Origin of the sequence: Pseudomonas fakonensis, from assembly GCF_019139895.1 — a bacterium.
In the GTDB taxonomy this organism is placed as follows: domain Bacteria; phylum Pseudomonadota; class Gammaproteobacteria; order Pseudomonadales; family Pseudomonadaceae; genus Aquipseudomonas; species Aquipseudomonas fakonensis.
The window spans coordinates 2,882,841-2,900,716 of the sequence record NZ_CP077076.1 but is presented as its reverse complement, the minus strand read 5'-3'; the positions used below and the strand labels follow the sequence as shown (position 1 = coordinate 2,900,716).

General features: G+C 66.3%; 15 protein-coding genes. 6 read left to right on the top strand and 9 right to left on the bottom strand.

Annotation, left to right across the window (positions count from 1 at the left end):
* Positions 1-2: 2 nt before the first annotated feature.
* On the bottom strand, positions 3-563 hold the full coding sequence (locus KSS94_RS12910; protein ID WP_217843352.1) for a gamma carbonic anhydrase family protein: 561 nt from the start codon (positions 561-563) through the stop codon (positions 3-5).
* Positions 564-751: 188 nt separating this feature from the next.
* On the opposite strand from KSS94_RS12910, the gene KSS94_RS12905 reads away from it, so the two are divergent.
* Positions 752-1,264 (top strand): GNAT family N-acetyltransferase, encoded by a 513-nt coding sequence (locus KSS94_RS12905; protein ID WP_217843351.1) that lies wholly within the window; start codon positions 752-754, stop codon positions 1,262-1,264.
* A 48-nt stretch (positions 1,265-1,312) separates the two neighbouring features.
* On the opposite strand, the gene KSS94_RS12900 is transcribed toward KSS94_RS12905, so the two are convergent.
* Positions 1,313-2,881 carry a sensor domain-containing diguanylate cyclase gene (locus tag KSS94_RS12900; protein ID WP_217843350.1) on the bottom strand — a complete coding sequence of 523 codons (1,569 nt, stop codon included), beginning with the start codon at positions 2,879-2,881 and terminating at the stop codon, positions 1,313-1,315.
* Positions 2,882-3,121: 240 nt separating this feature from the next.
* On the opposite strand from KSS94_RS12900, the gene KSS94_RS12895 reads away from it, so the two are divergent.
* Positions 3,122-3,613: a DUF4142 domain-containing protein gene (locus KSS94_RS12895; RefSeq protein WP_217843349.1), complete on the top strand. Its 492-nt coding sequence runs from the start codon at positions 3,122-3,124 to the stop codon at positions 3,611-3,613.
* 12 nt (positions 3,614-3,625) lie between these two features.
* A complete protein-coding gene (locus KSS94_RS12890) occupies positions 3,626-3,877 on the top strand; it encodes a hypothetical protein (protein ID WP_217843348.1) in 252 nt (83 codons plus the stop codon).
* 112 nt (positions 3,878-3,989) lie between these two features.
* Here the strand turns inward: KSS94_RS12890 and KSS94_RS12885 are convergent, their stop codons facing one another.
* From KSS94_RS12885 to KSS94_RS12865, 5 genes are read right to left on the bottom strand one after another with little or no spacing between them, the layout of a single operon-like run.
* Entirely contained in the window at positions 3,990-4,553 is a 564-nt protein-coding gene (locus KSS94_RS12885; RefSeq protein WP_217843347.1) for a nucleotidyltransferase family protein, read from the bottom strand.
* Entirely contained in the window at positions 4,550-5,521 is a 972-nt protein-coding gene (locus tag KSS94_RS12880; RefSeq protein WP_217843346.1) for an XdhC family protein, read from the bottom strand. The genes KSS94_RS12885 and KSS94_RS12880 overlap by 4 nt, the downstream gene beginning before the upstream one ends.
* A 3-nt stretch (positions 5,522-5,524) precedes the next feature.
* Entirely contained in the window at positions 5,525-6,736 is a 1,212-nt protein-coding gene (locus tag KSS94_RS12875; RefSeq protein ID WP_217843345.1) for a cytochrome c, read from the bottom strand.
* 2 nt (positions 6,737-6,738) lie between these two features.
* Complete coding sequence (locus KSS94_RS12870) at positions 6,739-7,278, bottom strand: (2Fe-2S)-binding protein (RefSeq protein WP_217843344.1); 540 nt, start codon at positions 7,276-7,278, stop codon at positions 6,739-6,741.
* Entirely contained in the window at positions 7,271-10,102 is a 2,832-nt protein-coding gene (locus tag KSS94_RS12865) for a xanthine dehydrogenase family protein molybdopterin-binding subunit (RefSeq protein ID WP_217843343.1), read from the bottom strand. The genes KSS94_RS12870 and KSS94_RS12865 overlap by 8 nt, the downstream gene beginning before the upstream one ends.
* A 388-nt stretch (positions 10,103-10,490) precedes the next feature.
* Here KSS94_RS12865 and KSS94_RS12860 point away from each other — a divergent pair, with 388 nt between their 5' ends.
* Together KSS94_RS12860 and KSS94_RS12855 are read left to right on the top strand one after the other, a co-directional pair.
* Entirely contained in the window at positions 10,491-12,818 is a 2,328-nt protein-coding gene (locus tag KSS94_RS12860; protein ID WP_217843342.1) for a bifunctional diguanylate cyclase/phosphodiesterase, read from the top strand.
* Positions 12,806-13,678 carry a phosphate/phosphite/phosphonate ABC transporter substrate-binding protein gene (locus KSS94_RS12855; protein ID WP_217843341.1) on the top strand — a complete coding sequence of 291 codons (873 nt, stop codon included), beginning with the start codon at positions 12,806-12,808 and terminating at the stop codon, positions 13,676-13,678. Before KSS94_RS12860 ends, KSS94_RS12855 begins: the two co-directional genes overlap by 13 nt.
* Positions 13,679-13,923: 245 nt before the next feature.
* Here KSS94_RS12855 and KSS94_RS12850 read toward each other — a convergent pair whose 3' ends face one another.
* Both KSS94_RS12850 and KSS94_RS12845 read right to left on the bottom strand, forming a co-directional pair.
* Positions 13,924-15,063: a glycerate kinase gene (locus KSS94_RS12850; RefSeq protein WP_217843340.1), complete on the bottom strand. Its 1,140-nt coding sequence runs from the start codon at positions 15,061-15,063 to the stop codon at positions 13,924-13,926.
* Positions 15,064-15,278: 215 nt separating this feature from the next.
* Positions 15,279-16,376 (bottom strand): sugar diacid recognition domain-containing protein, encoded by a 1,098-nt coding sequence (locus KSS94_RS12845; RefSeq protein ID WP_217843339.1) that lies wholly within the window; start codon positions 16,374-16,376, stop codon positions 15,279-15,281.
* A gap of 155 nt (positions 16,377-16,531) precedes the next feature.
* Between KSS94_RS12845 and KSS94_RS12840 the strand changes: the two genes are divergently transcribed.
* Complete coding sequence (locus KSS94_RS12840) at positions 16,532-17,860, top strand: MFS transporter (protein WP_217843338.1); 1,329 nt, start codon at positions 16,532-16,534, stop codon at positions 17,858-17,860.
* Positions 17,861-17,876 lie beyond the last annotated feature (16 nt).

The following is a 17,876-nucleotide window of genomic DNA, read 5'->3' as shown; positions in this document are numbered from 1 at the left end:
GCTCAGAACTCGTTCTGCAGAGCTTTGTAGCCCTGCACCAGGTCGATGTTGGTGCGCGCCACATCCTCGGAAAACTCCGAGGCCGACACGCTCACCGGCGGGTACTTGGCAAGGTCGGTGTGCGGGCCGATGTGCTCGGTAGGCGGCACATAGAAGCGCGGCGGCAGGTCGCGGCCATCAACCACCGAGTTGTGCCGCACCACGCTGCCATCGCCGACCTTGCAGTTGAACAGCACGCTGTTGAAGCCGATGAACACCCGGTCACCCACCTCGCACGGGCCATGCACGATGGAGCGGTGGGCAATGGAACTGTACTGGCCGATGCGCACGGCGGCGCCGGACTTGGAGTGAATCACCACACCATCCTGGATGTTCGAGTTGGCGCCGATGATGATCGCCTGCATGTCGCCACTGGCGTCCACCTCGTCGGCGCGGATCACCGCATAGGGGCCGACGAACACGTTGTCGTGGATGATCACCTTGCCGCAGATGATCGCGGTCGGGTCGATGTAGGCCGATATGGCGATTTGCGGGAGGTGGCCGGAGGGGTTCTTGCGGATCACGGTGGGAGCGCCTTGCGGGAAGTGGGAATCGGTAAATGTTACTTTATAACATTATTCTTGCAACCCCCGCTTTCTGTAGGAGCCGGCTTGCCGGCGATAGGGCCATGAAACCGGTATTGGCAGGGCCGGCCTCATCGCCGGCAAGCCGGCTCCTACAGGTACAATGGCCAGCCCCTTGGAGAACGCCCGTGCCCATACGCCCCTCACTTGCTCACGACCTGAAATTGCTGCCGGCCATCGAACGCTCTGCGGCCCAGGCGTTCAGGCAATACCCTGGGCTGGCCTGGCTGGCAGACAGCGAGGTGATGGATGAAACCGCCCATGCCGGGTTCATGGCCAACGCCGGCAGCTGGGTGGCGGTGAACGGCCAGGACCGGCCGCAGGGTTTCATCTGCGTCTCAGTGCAAGGCAAGGCGCTGCATGTGCATGAGCTGTCGGTGTGCAGCGAGGCCCAGGGGCAAGGGCTTGGGCGCCAGTTGCTGCAACAAGTGCTCGCTATCGCCGAAGATCGTGGTTTGAAGAGCGTGACACTGACCACTTTCGCCGAGGTGCCGTGGAATGCGCCGTTTTATGCGCGGCTGGGCTTCGAGGTACTCAGCAGCGAAGCGCTGGATGGGCGGTTGCGGCAGGTACTGGCCGAGGAACGGGTCCATGGGCTGAAGGGGCGCTGTGCAATGCGGCGCGTGGTCGGTGAATCGTAGTGATGGCAGAGCTGTCTTACCAATGTCTGAAAGCTGAAGCGGTCCCCCTCAAGCCTGGCTTGGAACCTCGACACTCCCCGCCAGGCAATACCGGTCCCGCCCCTGGCGCTTGGCCTGGTACAGCGCGGCATCGGCGGCGGCCATCAGGTTCTCCGGCGTGAGCGCCTCCAGCGTCGGTGCGCCCACGGCAACCCCGGCGCTGGTCGAGACGATCCCCAGCGGGCTGCCACCATGCTCGATGGCCTGACGGCGCAGCAGCGCCAGTATCTCCTGCACGATCTGGCTGGCCCCCTGGGCATCGGTGTCGGGCAACAGCAGCGTGAACTCCTCGCCGCCATAACGCACCGCCAGATCGCCCGGGCGCTTGAGCGCCTGCTGCAGCAGCTCGGCAAAACGCCGCAGGCATTGGTCACCAGCCGGGTGGCCATAACGGTCGTTGTAGGCCTTGAAGTAGTCCAGGTCGAGCATCACCAGCGCCAGTGAATACCCCTGCCGGCGCGCCCGGCGGATTTCCGGCTCCAGCACCGCATCCAGCCGGCGACGGTTGCCCAGCCCGGTGAGGCTGTCGGTCAGGGCCAGGGCCTTGAGGGTCTGGTGGGCCTGGTGCAGGGCACGCTCGATGGCGATACGTTCGCGCAACTGGCGCAGCACCACCCAGCCAAACGCCGCCAGGCCAATCAGCAGCAACACCAGCACCACCACCGACTTGATCATGTCATGGCGCCAGGGCGCGATGATCGACTCGCGCGACAGCCCCGCCTCCACCACCAGCGGGTAGCTGCCGAGCGCACGAAAGCCATACAGCCGCGGTGTGCCGTCGACCACCGCCACCGCCTCGGCCACCCCTTCGCTGGCGTATGGCAGGTACTTGCGAAAGATATCGCTGGCCTGCAGGCTGCGGCCGATCACCTGCTCGACGAAGGGCCGGCGAACCAGAATCGTGCCATCGCGCATGGCCAGCACCAGGGCACCGCGCTCATCGATCTTGAAGTCGCCGTAATAGCGCACGAACCAGTCCACCTTGATGGTGCCCAGCAGTACCCCGGCAAAACGCCCGTCGGGGTAGTCCAGGCGCCGCGAGATGGGGATGATCAAATCGCCCGTGGAACGGCTGCGCACCACCGAACCGATGCGCACCTGGCGGTCGGTATGGGTGCGGTGATAGATGAAGTAGTCACGGTCGGCGTTGTTGGCGCCTGCTGGCACCGCGTCCTGGTCGGTGACCACCCAGCTGCCGTCGGGGGCGTAGACGAACAAGCCGTGCAACTGCGGCATGATCTGCGCCTGCTGTTTGAGCAAGGCGTGCAGCCGTGGCCGGTCGATATGCTCGAAACCGTCGCCCTCGAGGCGTTCGGCCAGCGCGGCGGTGATGGCGTCGACTTGGCGGATAGCGTCTTCGGCGTGCTGGGCGGTAGCCCGGGCCAGGTTGGTCACGGCGTTCTCGGCACTGCTGAAAGCCACCCGGTAGTCACGCCAGATGCGCCAGCCCTCCACCAGCACGAAGGCCAGCATGACCACGGCCATGAACCCCAGCACCAGGCGAAACAGCGACACCGCGCGTTGCTCGCTGGTCAGGGCAAAGGGGCCGTCTTCAGGCTGTTTTCTGGCTGCACACATTGAAGTCCCTTGTCATCGAGTGTCTGCCGCCCATGACTATAGCCCAGCGCGCCTGCGCGTGGCCTGGCCGGGGCTTGGGCGCGCGGATTGTAGAGTCGTGGCCCGGGGGCGGCAATGCCGTGACCACAGGCTTTACAGTGCCTTTCGGCGCGCGCCGGGCAATCAGATCAAACCTTTGCCCCCGTGCCGGGCTCAACCGTACGCGACACTGACGTCGCGCCACCTGCAAAGGAGTTCGCCATGAGCTGCAAAACCCTGTCACTGGCTGTTGCCCTGGCGCTCGGCAGCGTACCGGCGGCGTTCGCCGCTTCCGATGACTTCGTCGACGCGGCGGTCGAAGGCGGCATCGCCGAAGTGGTCGCTGCCAAACTCGCCCTGGAAAAAAGCCAGGCCGCCGACGTGCGCGCCTTCGCCGAGCTGATGGTCAAGGAACACACCGCGGTCAACCAGCAACTGATGGCCCTGGCCAAACGCCTGGACATCGACATCCCCAACGAAGCGGGCCTGACCGACAAGGCACGCAAGATGATTCTCGAAATGCGCGACGAGTCGTTCGACCGCGCCTACCTGAACAACCAGGTCGATGCCCACCAGAAGGCCGTCGAGCTGTTCAAGCGTGAGGGCGAGTCGTCCGACAAGCCCGAACTCAAGGCCTTTGCCAACGAAACCCTGCCCAACCTGGAGCAGCACCTGAACATGGCCAAGCAACTGCAGGCCAGCCACGGCAAGTAGGAGGTGTACCCCATGAGCGATAGCGCACTGCAAACCGAACTCTTGACCCGCCTGCTGCACGCCCACCCGCAAGGGCTGGGCAAGGAAATCCTCGACAACTACCGCGGCGAAAAAGCCGTGGCCGGGATGCTCAAGACCCTGCAGGAACATGGGTTGATCCATGACGGTAGCGTGAGTGTCGATGACCAGCACCAACTGAGCGTGAGTTACCCGATCAAGTTGTCTTCGGCCGGGGTCGAGGCAGCGCGCAAGGTGGATGGCTGAAGCTTTTCGCCGGCAAGCCGGCTCCTACAGGAATCGCACAAGCTTCGGGCGTGCGCTGTACCTGTATGAGCCGGCTTGCCGGCGATAGGGCCGGCTCAGGCAATACAAGAACTCAACCCAACGCCCCCCGCACATCCACATCGCGCAACACGCCGCCATCCTCGGTATCCAGCCACACCACGCGCTGCCGATGCCGTTGCAGCACCGACCGCGCCCCTTCATCACCACCCAACGCGGCCAACTCACCCCAAAAATCCCGCCCAAACAACACCGGGTGGCCATTGCACCCGCCATGGCGCGGCACCACGATGCGTGGCGCAGCCGCCTGGCTGGCCAGCTCGCGCAAGGTCTGCGGCAGGATCCAGGGCATGTCGCCCAACACGATGGCCACTGCCGTGGCCTGGCTATCGCCCAGCGACGCGATGCCCGCCGCCAGGCTATGGCCCATGCCCAACCCGGCATCCGGGCTGGGCACCACCCGGCACTGCGCCGGCAAGCCCAGCTGTGCAGCGCTCTCCCCGGCCCGCAGCACCACCCGCACCTCATCGAACACGCCCAGGGCGCGCTCGACGCTGTGCTGCAACAGGCTGCGGCCATCGCCCAGCACGGCCCGGCGTTTGTCCGCACCAAAGCGCGAGCCCTGCCCCGCCGCCAGTACCAGCGCGACGACCGTCACAGCGCCTCGCGGGCGACGCCGCTGCGGGTACGCAGAATGTCGGCCAGCACCGCCAGGGCGATTTCCGCCGGGGTCTTGCTGCCCAGGTTCAGGCCGATGGGCGCGTGGATGCGGGCCATTTCGCCGTCACTCAGCCCGCCGATGCGGCGCAGGCGTTCGCGGCGTTTGTCGGAGGTGGCGCGTGAGCCCATCACCCCTATGTAGAAAGCTTCGGTGCGTACCGCTTCGAGCATGGCCAGGTCATCGATTTTCGGGTCGTGGGTCAGCGCCACCACTGCAGTGTCGCGGTGGCAGCCGCCATTGGCGATGAACAGCGAGGGCAGTTCACGGCGAATTTCTATCCCGCCGAGCACCACGTTGTCCATCACCTCGTCCCGCGGGTCGCACAGCACCACCTCGAAACCCAGGCCCTTGCCGAACTCGGCGCAAAAATGCGCGACGCTGGAATAGCCCGCCAGCAGCAGGCGCTGGGCGGCGCCGATGCGCAGCCGCACGCGGCCCTCGCCCTGCTCTACCCGTGGGCCCTGGCTGTGGTCGTCGTGCAACTGAAACGCACCGCTGCCCAGGTCGACCTCGCGCAACAAACGCCGGCGCCCCAACAGCGCCGCCTCCAGTTGCGCCAGATGCGCCTGGCTTGCGCAGTCGCCCGGCAGGTTCTCCACCAGCACATCGAGGATGCCCCCGCAGGGCAGGCGGATATTGCCGCGGCTGTCGCTGCCGTCGCCATAACGCACCACCGCCACGCGGCTGGCAAACTCACCGGCGGCAACGCGCTCGAGGAAGTCTTCCTCGACGCAACCGCCGGACAACGAACCAACCCAATGCCCGCTCTCGCTCACGGCCAGCAGCGAGCCCGGCGCACGGGGCGCCGAGCCATAGGTGCAAAGCACAGTACACAGCCACACACGCAAGCCATCGCGGGCCCACTGCCCCGCCTGTTGCACCACCTGCAGGTCGAGATGCTGCACGGTTCAGTCCGCCTTCAGCTGGGCCAGCTGCTGTTGGGTGAAGTCGCCCGGCAAACCGCCCCAGGCTTCGCGCAAGTAGTTGACCATGTCGGTCAACTGCTGGTCGTCGAGCTTGTCGGCAAAGCCTGGCATCGGCTGCATGCGCTCAAAACCTGTGAACTGCTGCTCGCGAATGCCGTCGACAATGGCCTTGACCAGGTTGCGCGAATCGCCCTGGCGCAGCACGGTGTTGCCCTGCATGGCCACCGCGATGTGCGGCTTGCCCTCGCCGTCCACGCCATGGCAGCCGGCGCACACGTTCAGGTACTGCTGCCGGCCACGCTTGGCGCTTTCGCCCAGTGTCTCGTGGGCCACCGCCTGCACCACCTTGGCCGCCGGCGGCTGGTCACCCAGCAGGTAGGTGGCCATGGCCGACAGGTCGCTGTCCTCAAGGTGCTGGGTGCTGTGGTGCACCACCGGGTACATTTCGTTGAACATGCTGCCCTGGGCGCTCATGCCGTACTTGAGGAAGGTGGCCAGGTCAGCCTGGTTCCAGCCGCGCTCGGCCAGGTCCTTGGCCAGCAGGCTGGGGGCCAGGTAGCCCATCAGCAGGCCGCCGCTCATGCGTTTGTCCTGCTCCAGCGCACCGATGGGGTTGCGCGGGGTGTGGCATTCACCGCAGTGGCCGAGCACCTCGACCATGTACTGGCCGCGCTTCCACGCCTCGCTGTTGCCCTTGCCCTCCTCCACCTGCACGCTTTTGCCGTACAGCAGGTTCCAGCCCATCAGGCCGGTGCGCACGTTGAACGGGAAGCTCAGGCTGGTAACCGGGGCGGGCCGGTTGATCGGCGCCACGCTCATCAGGTAGGCGTGGATGGCGTCGGAGTCCTCACGCTTGATCAGGTGATACGAGGTGTACGGCATGGCCGGGTACAGGTTGGCGCCGTCCTTGCGCTTGCCCTCGGTCAGCGCCGCATAGAACTCATCCTGGCTGTAGTTACCGATGCCGTGCTGCTTGTCCGGGGTGATGTTGGTGCCATAGATGGTGCCGAACGGCGAATGGATCGGCAGGCCGCCGGCATAGGGCGCGCCGCCTTCTGCCGTGTGGCAGGCCATGCAGTCGGCGGCGCGGGCCAGGTACTCGCCACGCTTGATCAGCCCTTGATCAGCGGCTTGTACGCCGAGTGCGAACACAGCGCCCATGGCCAGGGCCAGGCTGCTCAGAACACGTGTCATGTTCAGCCCTCCTTGACCAGGCCAAGGTCACCCAGCACATCGCGGGTGGCCTCGTAGTAGCGCACGTAGCCGGTGCAACGGCACACGTGGTGGCCCAGGCTTGCCTCGATGGCGTGTTCCAGCTCGCTCTTTTTCAGTGGCTTGCGCTGGGCCCTTTCCACCAGCACCGTGGCGGCGTTGACAAAGCCCGGGGCGCAGTAGCTGCACTGGAAGGCGAACTTGTCGACGAACTTTTGCTGGATCGGGTTGAGCTCGACCGGGTTACCGGCCTCGTCCAGTTTCGCGTGGCCCTCGATGGTGCGCACTTTCTTGCCTTCGAAGTAATGCGCGCCGGTGATGCAGGTGCGCACCTCTTCACTGGTGCCGTCGGGATTGTCGACGATCACCACGCAGGCGTGGCAGATGCCTTGCCCGCAGCCCAAGCGCGAGCCTGTGAGGTTCTGGTATTCGTGCAGGTAGTCGAGCATCGCCAGGTCATCGGGGACCACTTCGGTGACGACAGGTTGACCGTTGAGGGTCAGTTGCAGCTTGCGGTCAGCCATTGAGGGCCTCCTTGACGCGGGCGGGGGTGATGGGCAGGTCGCGGACACGCTTGCCGATGGCATGGGCCACGGCGTTGCCGATGGCGCCGACCACCGGGATCATCACCACCTCGGCAATGCCCTTGGACGGGTCGGTGGGTGACAGCGGCGGCAGAATCTCCGACGTTTGCTTCCACACCGCCACATGCCTGGCCATCGGCAGGCGGTAACGGTTGAAGTTCCAGTCGCCCTCCCCCGGGCCGCCTTCGTACAGCGGCATTTCTTCGAGCAGCGCATGGCCGATACCCATGGCAATGCCGCCTTCGAGCTGGCCCTTGACCAGCTCGGGCACCAGCACCCGGCCGCATTCGACCCAGCTGTGGTGGTTGAGCACCTGCACCTCGCCGCTGCCCTTGTTCACCTTCACTTCGACGATGGTCGCCACCGGGCTGTAGTAGGTGACCATGGCGTTGTTCAACTGGGTGGCCGGGTACTCGGCGTTCTGCCGGTCCAGCAGGTGGAAGCCGGCGCTGCTCATCTGGGCTTTCTTGGCGTTTACCGCGCCATCGCCGTATTTCACCGCCAGGGCGTCCAGCGGCAGGCGCTCGCGCACCCCATCGATGACGAAATCGGCCTCGGCCCAGCTCCAGCGGTTGAAGCCATGCACGCTCGCGCCGGTGACCAGGCCCATTTCGTGGGCTTTTTGCGCAAGGGTGGCAAACGGGATCGGCGCCAGGCCGTTGCCGGTCAGCTCGCCGTTGACCCACACCGCGTTCTCGCGGCGCACCACCAACGGGTTGGCCTGGCCGCCATACGGGCCCTGGCTCCACAGCGCCATGGCAGCCGGCCACAGGCCGTGGTTGAACAGCACCCGCGCAGCTTCTCGGGTGGCGTGGCTGAAGTAGAACGCCGAGTTGGTCGCCGAGGACGGCGAAGCCAGCTTGCCGACCCAGCGCGGGTCGCGCAGCGCGGCGTCCTGCTCGGCCTGGCTGATCAGGTAGGGGTTGCCGCTGGTGCTCAGGGCCAGCTCCGGCCATTCGGTCTGGGCGGTCTGCACATGGTCGGCAACCCGGCCAAGGAAGTCGCTGACCACCAGGGCCTGCGAAGTCGACATGCCGGTACCCAGCTCGGTGCCGATATGGCGCAGGGTGATCTGCCCGTCGGCGCTGAACTCGATGGCCGCCATCGGCGCCTCGGAGCCGGTGCCGAAGTCCTTCTGGGTGATGGCAAAGCCCACGCCGTACCAGTTGTCGTGGTCCTTGGCGTCCTCGGCGCGTTTGCGCGCGTCGCGGTTTTTCCACCACTCATGCTCGGCGGCCTTGTCGAGGATCTCGTGCAGGCGCAGGGCACCGGCGGGCACCGCGCCCTGGGTGTTCTTCATGCCCGACTTGAGCGCGTTCTTGCGCCGCAGCTCGATGGCATCGACGCCCAGGCGCCCGGCAATCTCATCCACCATCATTTCAGTGGCGGCCATGCTCTGCAGGGTGCCGTAGCCGCGCATGGAGCCGGCCTCGACGCCGCGCGAGTGGTAGGCGGTCACCGACAGGTCGTTCTGCGGCATGTAGTAGATCGACTGCGCAGCCGTGGCGCCCACCGCCGCTACCGACGGGCTGTAGTTGATGCGCCCGCCGCCGTCGACGGTCATTTCGGCGCGGAAAATCTTGAAGCTCAGGTCGCGCTTGTCCACCGCCAGCTGGTAGCGGATGTCGAACGGGTGGCGCTTGATGCCGCTCTGGAACTGCTCGTAGCGGTCGTTGGCCAGGCGAATCGGCACCCCGGCGCCGTACAGCGCAGCCACGGCGGCGTAGAACACGAAGATGTTGTTGTCCTTGGAGCCGTAACCGACGGTGTAGCCCGGGTGCACGTTCAGCTGCTTGAGGGCGAAGCGCGACGGCTTGATCATGTGCACGCACTCCTGCGCCACTTCGAACGGGCACTGGGTGGCCACGACAAAATGCAGGGTGCCGGTGGCCGGGTCGTACCAGCCGTTGCCGTTGTCCGGCTCAAGTGCCGCCGGCTCGATGGACGGGGTCTTGTAGCGCTCGTCGAACAGCAGCCAGTCTTCAGGCGGCGCCTTGAGCTGCTGGTCGATACGCTGGGCGTAGAACATGCCCTGCTCGGTGAGGTTGCCGTGCTGCTTGGGTTCGGCGGTCCATACCGGCTTGCGGGCCAGGATGGTGGGGAACAGCATGGTGTTCTTCAGGCTTGAGTATTCGTCCTCGTCGAACGGCGTGTTGCCGCCCACCCGCACAAAACGGAAGCTCCCGTAAGGGTCGCGCTGGTACAGCGGGGCTTGTGAGCCATAGCGGATCGCCTGGTCGTTGAACTGCAGCTTGGCCTTGGCCTTGCGATAGCGCTCGAAGTCGTTCCAGATCAGGATCGCCACCGGGTGGCCGATGAACATCGGCACCTGGCCAGGCGGCAGCAGCGGGTCTGGCGAGTGGGCTTCGGGCCAGGCGATGCCGTCCTTTTTCAGGTCGTCGGCGGTGACGATGCGGTCCGGCTGCAGGCCGGCGCCCAGCAGCGCGAGGTCGAAGCCTGCGTAGATGCGGTCGGCCTTGGTCGCCTTGAGCAGCATCGCGTGGCCCTGCTGTTGCGGCCAGCCGGGCATGTCCTTGGCGCGGATATCGCGGGCGAACACCTTGTTGCCGCACACCTTCGACAGCGCGTCGTTACGAAAACGCGCCTGGCCGTCGTGCTTCATCCACTTTTGCGCCGAGGTGGTGACGCGGTTTTCCATCAGGGCGGCGAACGCCTGGCTGCCAAGCGGCGCCAGGGTCACGCCGACACCGGCCACCAGCCCGCCTTGCAGGAACGAGCGCCGGGAAATATCACGGTTGGACATGGTTGATCCTCGGGGGCAGTCAGGCGCTGCCCTTGTTTTTCTGATGCGTGTGGCTGCGCACTGGCAGCCTGAGGCCGCGCACGATCACAAAAACTGACCTTTAAGTCAAGATTAACATCTTGTTACACCGACGGAAGTCAACCGGGCAACTTGTCGCAACCAGCAGGCACACCTCCCCCCTGTAGGAGCCGGCTTGCCGGCGATGAGGCCGGCCCTGCAAAACACATCAGAAAAATGTGCCGCAGCACCCGGCCCTATCGCCGGCAAGCCGGCTCCTACAGGGGGCGATGACGGACAGCAGAAAATCAAGGCAATCTGCCATCAGTCATTGCGCTGTCATCTTTCTGTCGTATTTTTCAAGGACTACCCAGGGCCGGGGATACCAGCAGTGATCAGGCGTTCTCTCTCTTCCGCAGGGCTGCTGCCGCTGCTGCTGTCGATGTTGTGCGTACTCACCCTGACCTTTTTGTGGGGCCTGCACATCAACCAGAAGGCCGCCTCGCGCCAGGATGCGCTGTCGGCAAAAGCCGCCGAACACCTCAACCTTGCAAGCATCGTCGGGGAAAACCTGCGCCAGCTGGTGGACCGCGCCCAAGCCGTCGGGCGGGTCACCCAGGACGACATGAAACGCCTGCGCCAAGGCAACCTGAGCCTGGCCCGGCTGCTGGCCGAAGACCCGGTGTTCAAGCGCATGAGCCTGTACGACCACAACGGCCGGCTGCTCTCGTCCAGCCACAACGACGAACCCGAACAACTGCCCCAGGCCTGGCTCGAGCAGTTGAAAACCCATGTGTCGCACTACGGCTTCAAGGCCTTCCTGCCGCGCACCACGCCACCCGCCAACCCGTCCGCCCTGCCCAACTGGCGCCTGCCCTTCCTGCTGCCGCTGACCGACCTGCCGGGCCGGGAGATCGACAACATCCTGGTGGTGCAACTGGATATCGGTTACCTGGCGGTGCTGTTCCAGCACATCGACCTGGGCAAGACCGGCCTGGTACGCCTGCTCCAGGACGATGGCCAGGAGCGCCTGCGCATCGACACCAGCGGCGTGGTGGTGGCCGGCGAAACCCTGGTACCCGGCCTGCCAGGCACCGGCGATGACAGCGGCCAGCTCACCCAGTACAGCCTCGAAGGCGCCTACCAGAGCCTGTACCGCCGGGTACCTGACCGTGGTTTCAGCGTGGTGGTGAGCCAGCGCCACGACGAAATCCTCGCCCCTTCGGCGCTCACCGTCAGCCGCCAGCTGTGGCTGAACGTCGCCATGACCCTGCTGATTCTGGCCAGCCTCACCTGGGGCCTGCGCCTGCTGCACAAGCGCCAGGAGGCGTTCGGCGAGCTGGAGCGCACCCAGCAGGTCAACCAGCAGCTGATCGACCGCCTGGAAGACGAGCACCGGCGCAGCAGCCACGCCGCCGCCACCGACCACCTGAGCGGCCTGCACAACCGCCGCCAGTTCGTCGAGGTGGCCGCCCAGGCGCTGACCCAGCAACGCGGCAAACGCCGGCTGATGGCGATCCTGTTCATCGACATGGACCGCTTCAAGTCGATCAACGATTCGCTCGGGCACAAGGTCGGCGACCTGCTGCTGCAAGCTGTTGCCGGGCGCATCCAGCGCCTGCTCGAACCCGGCGACGAAGCCTCGCGCTTTGGTGGCGACGAGTTCGTGGTGCTGCTGGCAGGCGAGCGCAGCGAGGAGCAGATAGACGCCTGGGTACGGGCGCTGGTCGACAAGCTCTCGGCCACCTACGCCCTGGATGGCCAGGAGGTCAACACCAGCCCCAGCGTGGGCGTGAGCATCTGCCCGCGTGATGGCCAGGACATCGACACGCTGATCCGCTGCGCCGACGCCGCCATGTACTCGGCCAAGCAGGCCGGGCGTGCGCAGTACCGCTTCTTCGACCCGTCGCTGAACCTGTCCGACATCCAGGCCTTCACCCTCGAGCAGGCCTTCGGCAGCGCCCTGGCCGAGCGCCAGTTCGTGCTCCACTACCAACCGCAGATTCGCCTGGATACCTTGCAGGTGCTGGGCTACGAAGCCCTGGTGCGCTGGCAGCACCCTGAATTCGGCCTGCTCTACCCCGACCGCTTCATCGACATGGCCGAGCGCAGTGGTTTTATCGTCGACCTGGGCTGGGAGGTGCTGCGCCTGGCCTGCGAAGAACTGGCCCGCTGGGATGCCCGCGAGCAGGACGCGCGCCTGGCGGTGAACGTATCGGCCCTGCAGCTGCGCCAGCCAGACTTCAGCGCCCGCCTGCTGGCCGAGCTTGAGTACTACGGTATCCGCGCCAGCCGCCTGGAGCTGGAAATCACCGAAACCACGGTGCTCGAGCCCGAGGGCACTGCGGTTGAGCACCTGTACCGCCTGCGCGCAGCCGGCATCGGCATCAGCCTGGACGACTTCGGCCGCGGCTATGCCGGCTTTGCCCACCTGCAATCGCTGCCGCTGTCCAAGCTGAAGATCGACCGGGCGCTGATCGCCCCGCTGTCCAACAGCTACGACGACAGCCCCATCGTGTCCTCGACCATCATCCTGGCCAAGCGCCTGGGCCTGGAGGTGGTCGCAGAAGGTGTCGAAACCCGCGAGCAGGTGGTGTGCCTGAAGCTCGCCGGCTGCGACATCGCCCAGGGTTACCACTTCAGCCGGCCGCTGTCGCCGGCGCAGTTGCACGACTACCCGCCTTTCAACGGCACCGAGGAGAAGGCATGCGTGTACTGAAAACATTGGGCGCCGTGGCACTGGCGCAACTGCTGGCCGGCCACACGCTGGCCAACTGCACGCCCCACGCCCTGCGCCTGGCGGTGATCCCGATCAAAAGCGTCGAAGACATGACCCGCGACCACCAGCCGTTGCTGGCGCGCCTGGGCAAGGCCGCCGGGGTGCCGGTGGAACTGGTGGTCAGCGGCTCCTACGAAAGCGTGGTGGATGCGATCGTTTCCGGCGGTGCCGACATCGCCCGGCTGGGCCCGGCGTCGTACATCCTCGCCCACCGCCGCGACCGGCGTATAGAACCGTTCGCCACCTTCACCCTCAGCGGCGGCACCTACACCCCGGCCGGCAACCACTACCAGGCGCTGCTGCTGACCCGCTCTGGTGGCCCGGCCAGTACCGGTGCATTGCGCGGCACCCGGGTAGCACTCAGCGACCCGGCCAGCACCTCCGGCAGCCTCGTACCCAGCGTCGAATTTGCCGCGCTGGTGGGCACGCCGCTGCCGAGTTATTTCAGTTCGCTGGTGTATGCCGGCAACCATGACAAGGCCATGGAGGCGCTGCTCGAAGGCCGGGTGGATGCCGCGTTCGTCGCCAGCGAGCAGGCCGATGCCTACCTGGCGAGCCACAGCGTCGACCCCAAGCGCCTGCAGGTGCTGTGGCGTTCCGAACCGATCTACTACGACCCCTACGTGTTCAGTGCCAGCCTGTGCCCGGCGCTGAAGAAAAAACTGCGCAAGGCCATGCTCGAAGACCCCAAGGCCCTGGCCAGCTTCGTCGCCTCCCAGGAGGCCACCGGGCTGGTGCCGGTGGGGCACAAGGACTATGCAGGGCTGGAGAAGATGATGGAGGCGTCCTTGCAGCCGTGATGCATTCTCCAAATGCTGGCGCGATCCCTGTAGGAGCCGGCTTGCCGGCGATGAGGCCAGCACAGGATGGCACCGGCTGCGCCGGTGATCGCCGGCAAGCCGGCGCCTACAGGTACAGCACAGGCCTGAAGGTCATGCGATACCTGTGGGAAGCGGCCTTGTGCCGCGATGGGGCGCGAAGCGACCCCGGCAATTCTGCATGATGCCAAAACCCTGGGGCCGCGCCAGTGTTCAGATCGCGGGCTTCAACGCCCCTTGGCAACCTGCCACAACCGCGCCACATCCGCCGCCCGTGCCTTGAGCAAGCCCTCGGCCCCGGCACAGGCCTGTTCCAGGCTCATCGGCCCGCTGGCCAGGGCAAACGCGGCATCGATGCCATGGGCATACAGCTGCTCATACCCCGCCCCCAGGGTGCCGGCCAGCACCACCACCGGCACGCCATGCCGCTTGGCCACCCGCGCCACCCCCAACGGGGTCTTGCCGCGCAGGGTCTGGGCATCGAAGCGCCCTTCCCCGGTGATCACCAGGCCCGCGCCCTGCACCAGTGCATCCAGCCCGGCCAGCTCAGCCACCACCTCAACGCCAGGGCGAAACCGCGCGCCCATGAACGCCTTGGCCGCAAAGCCCATGCCGCCGGCCGCACCGCTGCCCGACTCGTCGCGTACATCCTTGCCCAGCAGTTGCGTGCAATGATCGGCGAAATGGCCCAGGGCCTGGTCGAGCAGTTGTACCTGCTCGGGGCTGGCGCCTTTTTGCGGGCCGAAGATTGCCGAGGCGCCGTTAGGGCCGCACAGCGGGTTGTCGACATCAGCCGCCACCTCCACCTGCACCTCGGCCAGGCGCGGGTCAAGGTCGCTGGCGTCGATGCGCGCCAGTTGCGCCAGCGCCAGGCCACCCTCTGCCAACGGCTGCCCGGCAGCATCGAACAGGCGCAGGCCAAGGGCGCGCAGCATGCCGCTACCGCCGTCGTTGGTGGCACTGCCACCGATGGCCAGGACGATACGCCTGGCACCAGCCGCCAGGGCCGAGGCGATCAGCTCGCCAGTGCCCCAGGTGCTGCTGCGGCAGGCATCGCGCTGCTGGCTGGGCAGCAACTGAATGCCGCTGGCCTGGGCCATCTCGATCACCGCCGTGCGGCTGTCGGCCAGCCAACCCCAGCTGGCCTCGACGCTGTCACCCAACGGGCCGCGCACGGCCTGCCGGCGCTGCTCGCCGTGGCTGGCCGCGACGATCGCCTGCATGGTGCCCTCGCCACCGTCGGCCATGGGGCACTGCACCCGCTCAGCATCAGGCCACACCTCGGCCAGGCCGTCGGCAATGGCACGGGCGACGCCGGCGGCATCGAGGCTGTCCTTGAACGAGTCGGGGGCAATGACGATCTTCATGGGGGATTCTCCTGTCTTGTACCGCGCATGCTGACAGTTGCGTGACAGGCCGGCCTCGGTCGAATGCACAAATCCCGGGGCCGGTTGTTTGGGCGGTTGGTGAATCATGCCATCACTGTAGGAGCCGGCTTGCCGGCGATCGGGCCAGGAGCCCTGGCACAAGCGTTTGCAGGCCGGGCCTCATCGCCGGCAAGCCGGCTCCTACAGGGTACGATTCAATCTGCCGGCAGCAACTGCAACCCCAGGTACAGGCTCAGCATGCCTTCCATGCGCAGCGGGTCCACCTCGCCCACCTCGGCAATGCGCTCCAGCCGGTAGCGCAAGCTGTTGCGGTGAATGCCCAAGGCATCGGCACAGGCCTGGCTCTGGCCGTCATGGGCGCACCAGGCGCGCAGGGTGGCCAGCAACTGGCCGCTGGCATCCTTGGCACGAATACGCAGCAATGGCTCCAGCAGCTCATCCAGGGCATCGTCGTTGCGGTGGCGCCACAGCAACGCCGGCAGGCGGTAGCGGGCCAGGCTCAGCAGGCGCTCGTTGGGCAACACCTCACGCCCGTAGGCCAGCAGGTCGCGCACCCGGCGGTAGCCACGGCGCAGTTGCTCCAGGCTTTGCGCCGGGCTGCCCAGGGCCAGGCGGTCGACCTCCCAACCGTGGCGCTGCAAGCGCTCGAACAGCCGCGCCTCATCCACCGCCGCCACCGCCGGGCGGCACCACAGCAGCGACTGACGCGCAGGGCTCACGCACCAGCTGTCGGGGAAGCGGCTCATCAGCCAGGCCGACAGCGCCTCGGCCGGCGGCCCGGATTTCAGCTCGAACAGGCACGGCACCCGCGGCAGGTTGGGTTTCAAACCCAGCTGCTGGGCTTCGTCCACCAGCCGCGGCGACTCGCCGGAGCCGCCCAGCAATAACGCCAACAGGTCGTCGCAGCGCTGGCGCCGCCACTGCTGCTCCACCTGCAGGTGACGCTGGGCCAGCAGCATCTCGGCGGTCATGCGCACCAGTTCGGCATAGGTGCGCAGTTGCTGCGGGTCGCCGGTCAGGCCCAGCACGCCGATCAGCCGGCCATCGAGCATCAGCGGCAGGTTGACCCCGGGCTGCACACCCTTCAGGCATTTGGCGGCCTCGCCGTCCAGCTCGACGATGCGCCCGTTGGCCAGCACCAGTTGCGCGCCTTCATGGCGGGTATTGATACGCTCGGCCTCGCCACTGCCCAGGATCAGCCCCTGGCTGTCCATCACATTCACGTTGCAAGGCAAAATGGCCATCGCCCGGTCGACGATGTCCTGGGCCAGCGCGTGGTCCAGTTCGAACATGCAGGGTTCCTTAAGGTTTGGTCGCCGGCACAGCAGCTTTGAGCCCCGGCTGTGCATAAGCACAAAGACAGCCGCGCTACACTCCCCGAGACTCGTCAAGGCGAGCGCCGGCTACAGGCGACGCGGCGACAACCATAACAAAAGAGACCCCGATCATGGCACACAGCCCCGCCCCTGACCAAGGCAACGACGTCACCCGCAACGCGCTGTACCGGCGCATCACCCTGCGGCTGATTCCGTTCATTTTCATCTGCTACCTGTTCAACTACCTGGACCGCGTCAACGTCGGCTTTGCCAAGCTGCAGATGCTCGACGCCCTGAAATTCAGCGAAACGGTGTACGGCCTCGGCGCCGGCATCTTCTTCATCGGCTACGTGCTGTGCGGCCTGCCCAGCAACCTGGCGCTCAACCGCTTCGGCCCGCGGCGCTGGATCGCGCTGATGATGATCGCCTGGGGCAGCCTGTCCACCTGCCTGCTGTTCGTCACCACCCCCACCGAGTTCTACACCCTGCGCCTGCTCACCGGCGCCGCCGAAGCCGGCTTCTTCCCAGGCGTGGTGCTGTACCTCTCGCGCTGGTTCCCGGCCGCGCGGCGTGGCCGCATCATGGCCCTGTTCATGTCGGCGATCCCGGTTTCCGGCCTGCTCGGCGGGCCGTTCTCGGGTTGGATCCTGCAGCATTTTGCCGCAGGCCAGGGCGGCCTTGCCGGCTGGCAGTGGATGTTCCTGATCCAGGGCCTGCCCACCGTCGCCCTTGGCGTGCTGGCCGTGGTGCTGCTCAGTGACAGCCACCAGAAAGCCGCCTGGCTGAGCCCGGCCGAACGCCAGCTGATCGATGCCGACCTTGCCGCCGACGCCGCCGCCAAACCCGCCACCCGCGGCGATGGCGTGCTCGCCGTGCTGACCAACCCGCTGATCTGGACCTTCGGTTTCGTCTACTTCTGCATCCAGAGCGGCGTGTACGCGATCAACTTCTGGCTGCCGTCGATCATCAAGAACATGGGCTTCGACAACCCACTGCTGATCGGCTGGCTCAGCGCCATCCCGTACCTGCTGGCCGGGGTATTCATGATTCTGGTGGGCCGCTCGGCGGACCTGCGCAACGAACGCCGCTGGCATTTGGTAGTGCCGATGCTGATGGGCGCGCTGGGCCTGGTGATCGCGGTGAACTTCGCAGGCCAGCCGGCGATTGCCATCCTCGGCCTGTCCATCGCCACCATGGGCGCCCTCACCGGCCTGCCGATGTTCTGGCCAATGCCGACCGCCCTGCTGAGCGCAGGTACCGCCGTGGCGGGCCTGGCGATCATCAACTCGGTGGGCCAGATGGCGGGCTTCCTCAGCCCGTACCTGGTCGGTTTCATCAAGGACCAGACCGGCTCCACCGATGCCGCGCTGTATGCGCTGGCGGTGTTGATCGTGGTCGGTAGCCTGGTGGCGCTGCGCGTCTCGCGCGCCGGCAACCCCGCCCTGGCCCGCGCCAACTGACGCGTCCCCTGTAGGA

What these genes read in the sequence shown, in the direction of transcription:
- KSS94_RS12875 (WP_217843345.1), bottom strand. Translation starts at nt 6,736, where the DNA reads ATGACACGTGTTCTGAGCAGCCTGGCCCTGGCCATGGGCGCTGTGTTC.
- KSS94_RS12840 (WP_217843338.1), top strand. Translation starts at nt 16,532, where the DNA reads ATGGCACACAGCCCCGCCCCTGACCAAGGCAACGACGTCACCCGCAAC.
- KSS94_RS12895 (WP_217843349.1), top strand. Translation starts at nt 3,122, where the DNA reads ATGAGCTGCAAAACCCTGTCACTGGCTGTTGCCCTGGCGCTCGGCAGC.
- KSS94_RS12890 (WP_217843348.1), top strand. Translation starts at nt 3,626, where the DNA reads ATGAGCGATAGCGCACTGCAAACCGAACTCTTGACCCGCCTGCTGCAC.
- KSS94_RS12870 (WP_217843344.1), bottom strand. Translation starts at nt 7,278, where the DNA reads ATGGCTGACCGCAAGCTGCAACTGACCCTCAACGGTCAACCTGTCGTC.
- KSS94_RS12900 (WP_217843350.1), bottom strand. Translation starts at nt 2,881, where the DNA reads ATGTGTGCAGCCAGAAAACAGCCTGAAGACGGCCCCTTTGCCCTGACC.
- KSS94_RS12845 (WP_217843339.1), bottom strand. Translation starts at nt 16,376, where the DNA reads ATGTTCGAACTGGACCACGCGCTGGCCCAGGACATCGTCGACCGGGCG.
- KSS94_RS12850 (WP_217843340.1), bottom strand. Translation starts at nt 15,063, where the DNA reads ATGAAGATCGTCATTGCCCCCGACTCGTTCAAGGACAGCCTCGATGCC.
- KSS94_RS12855 (WP_217843341.1), top strand. Translation starts at nt 12,806, where the DNA reads ATGCGTGTACTGAAAACATTGGGCGCCGTGGCACTGGCGCAACTGCTG.
- KSS94_RS12865 (WP_217843343.1), bottom strand. Translation starts at nt 10,102, where the DNA reads ATGTCCAACCGTGATATTTCCCGGCGCTCGTTCCTGCAAGGCGGGCTG.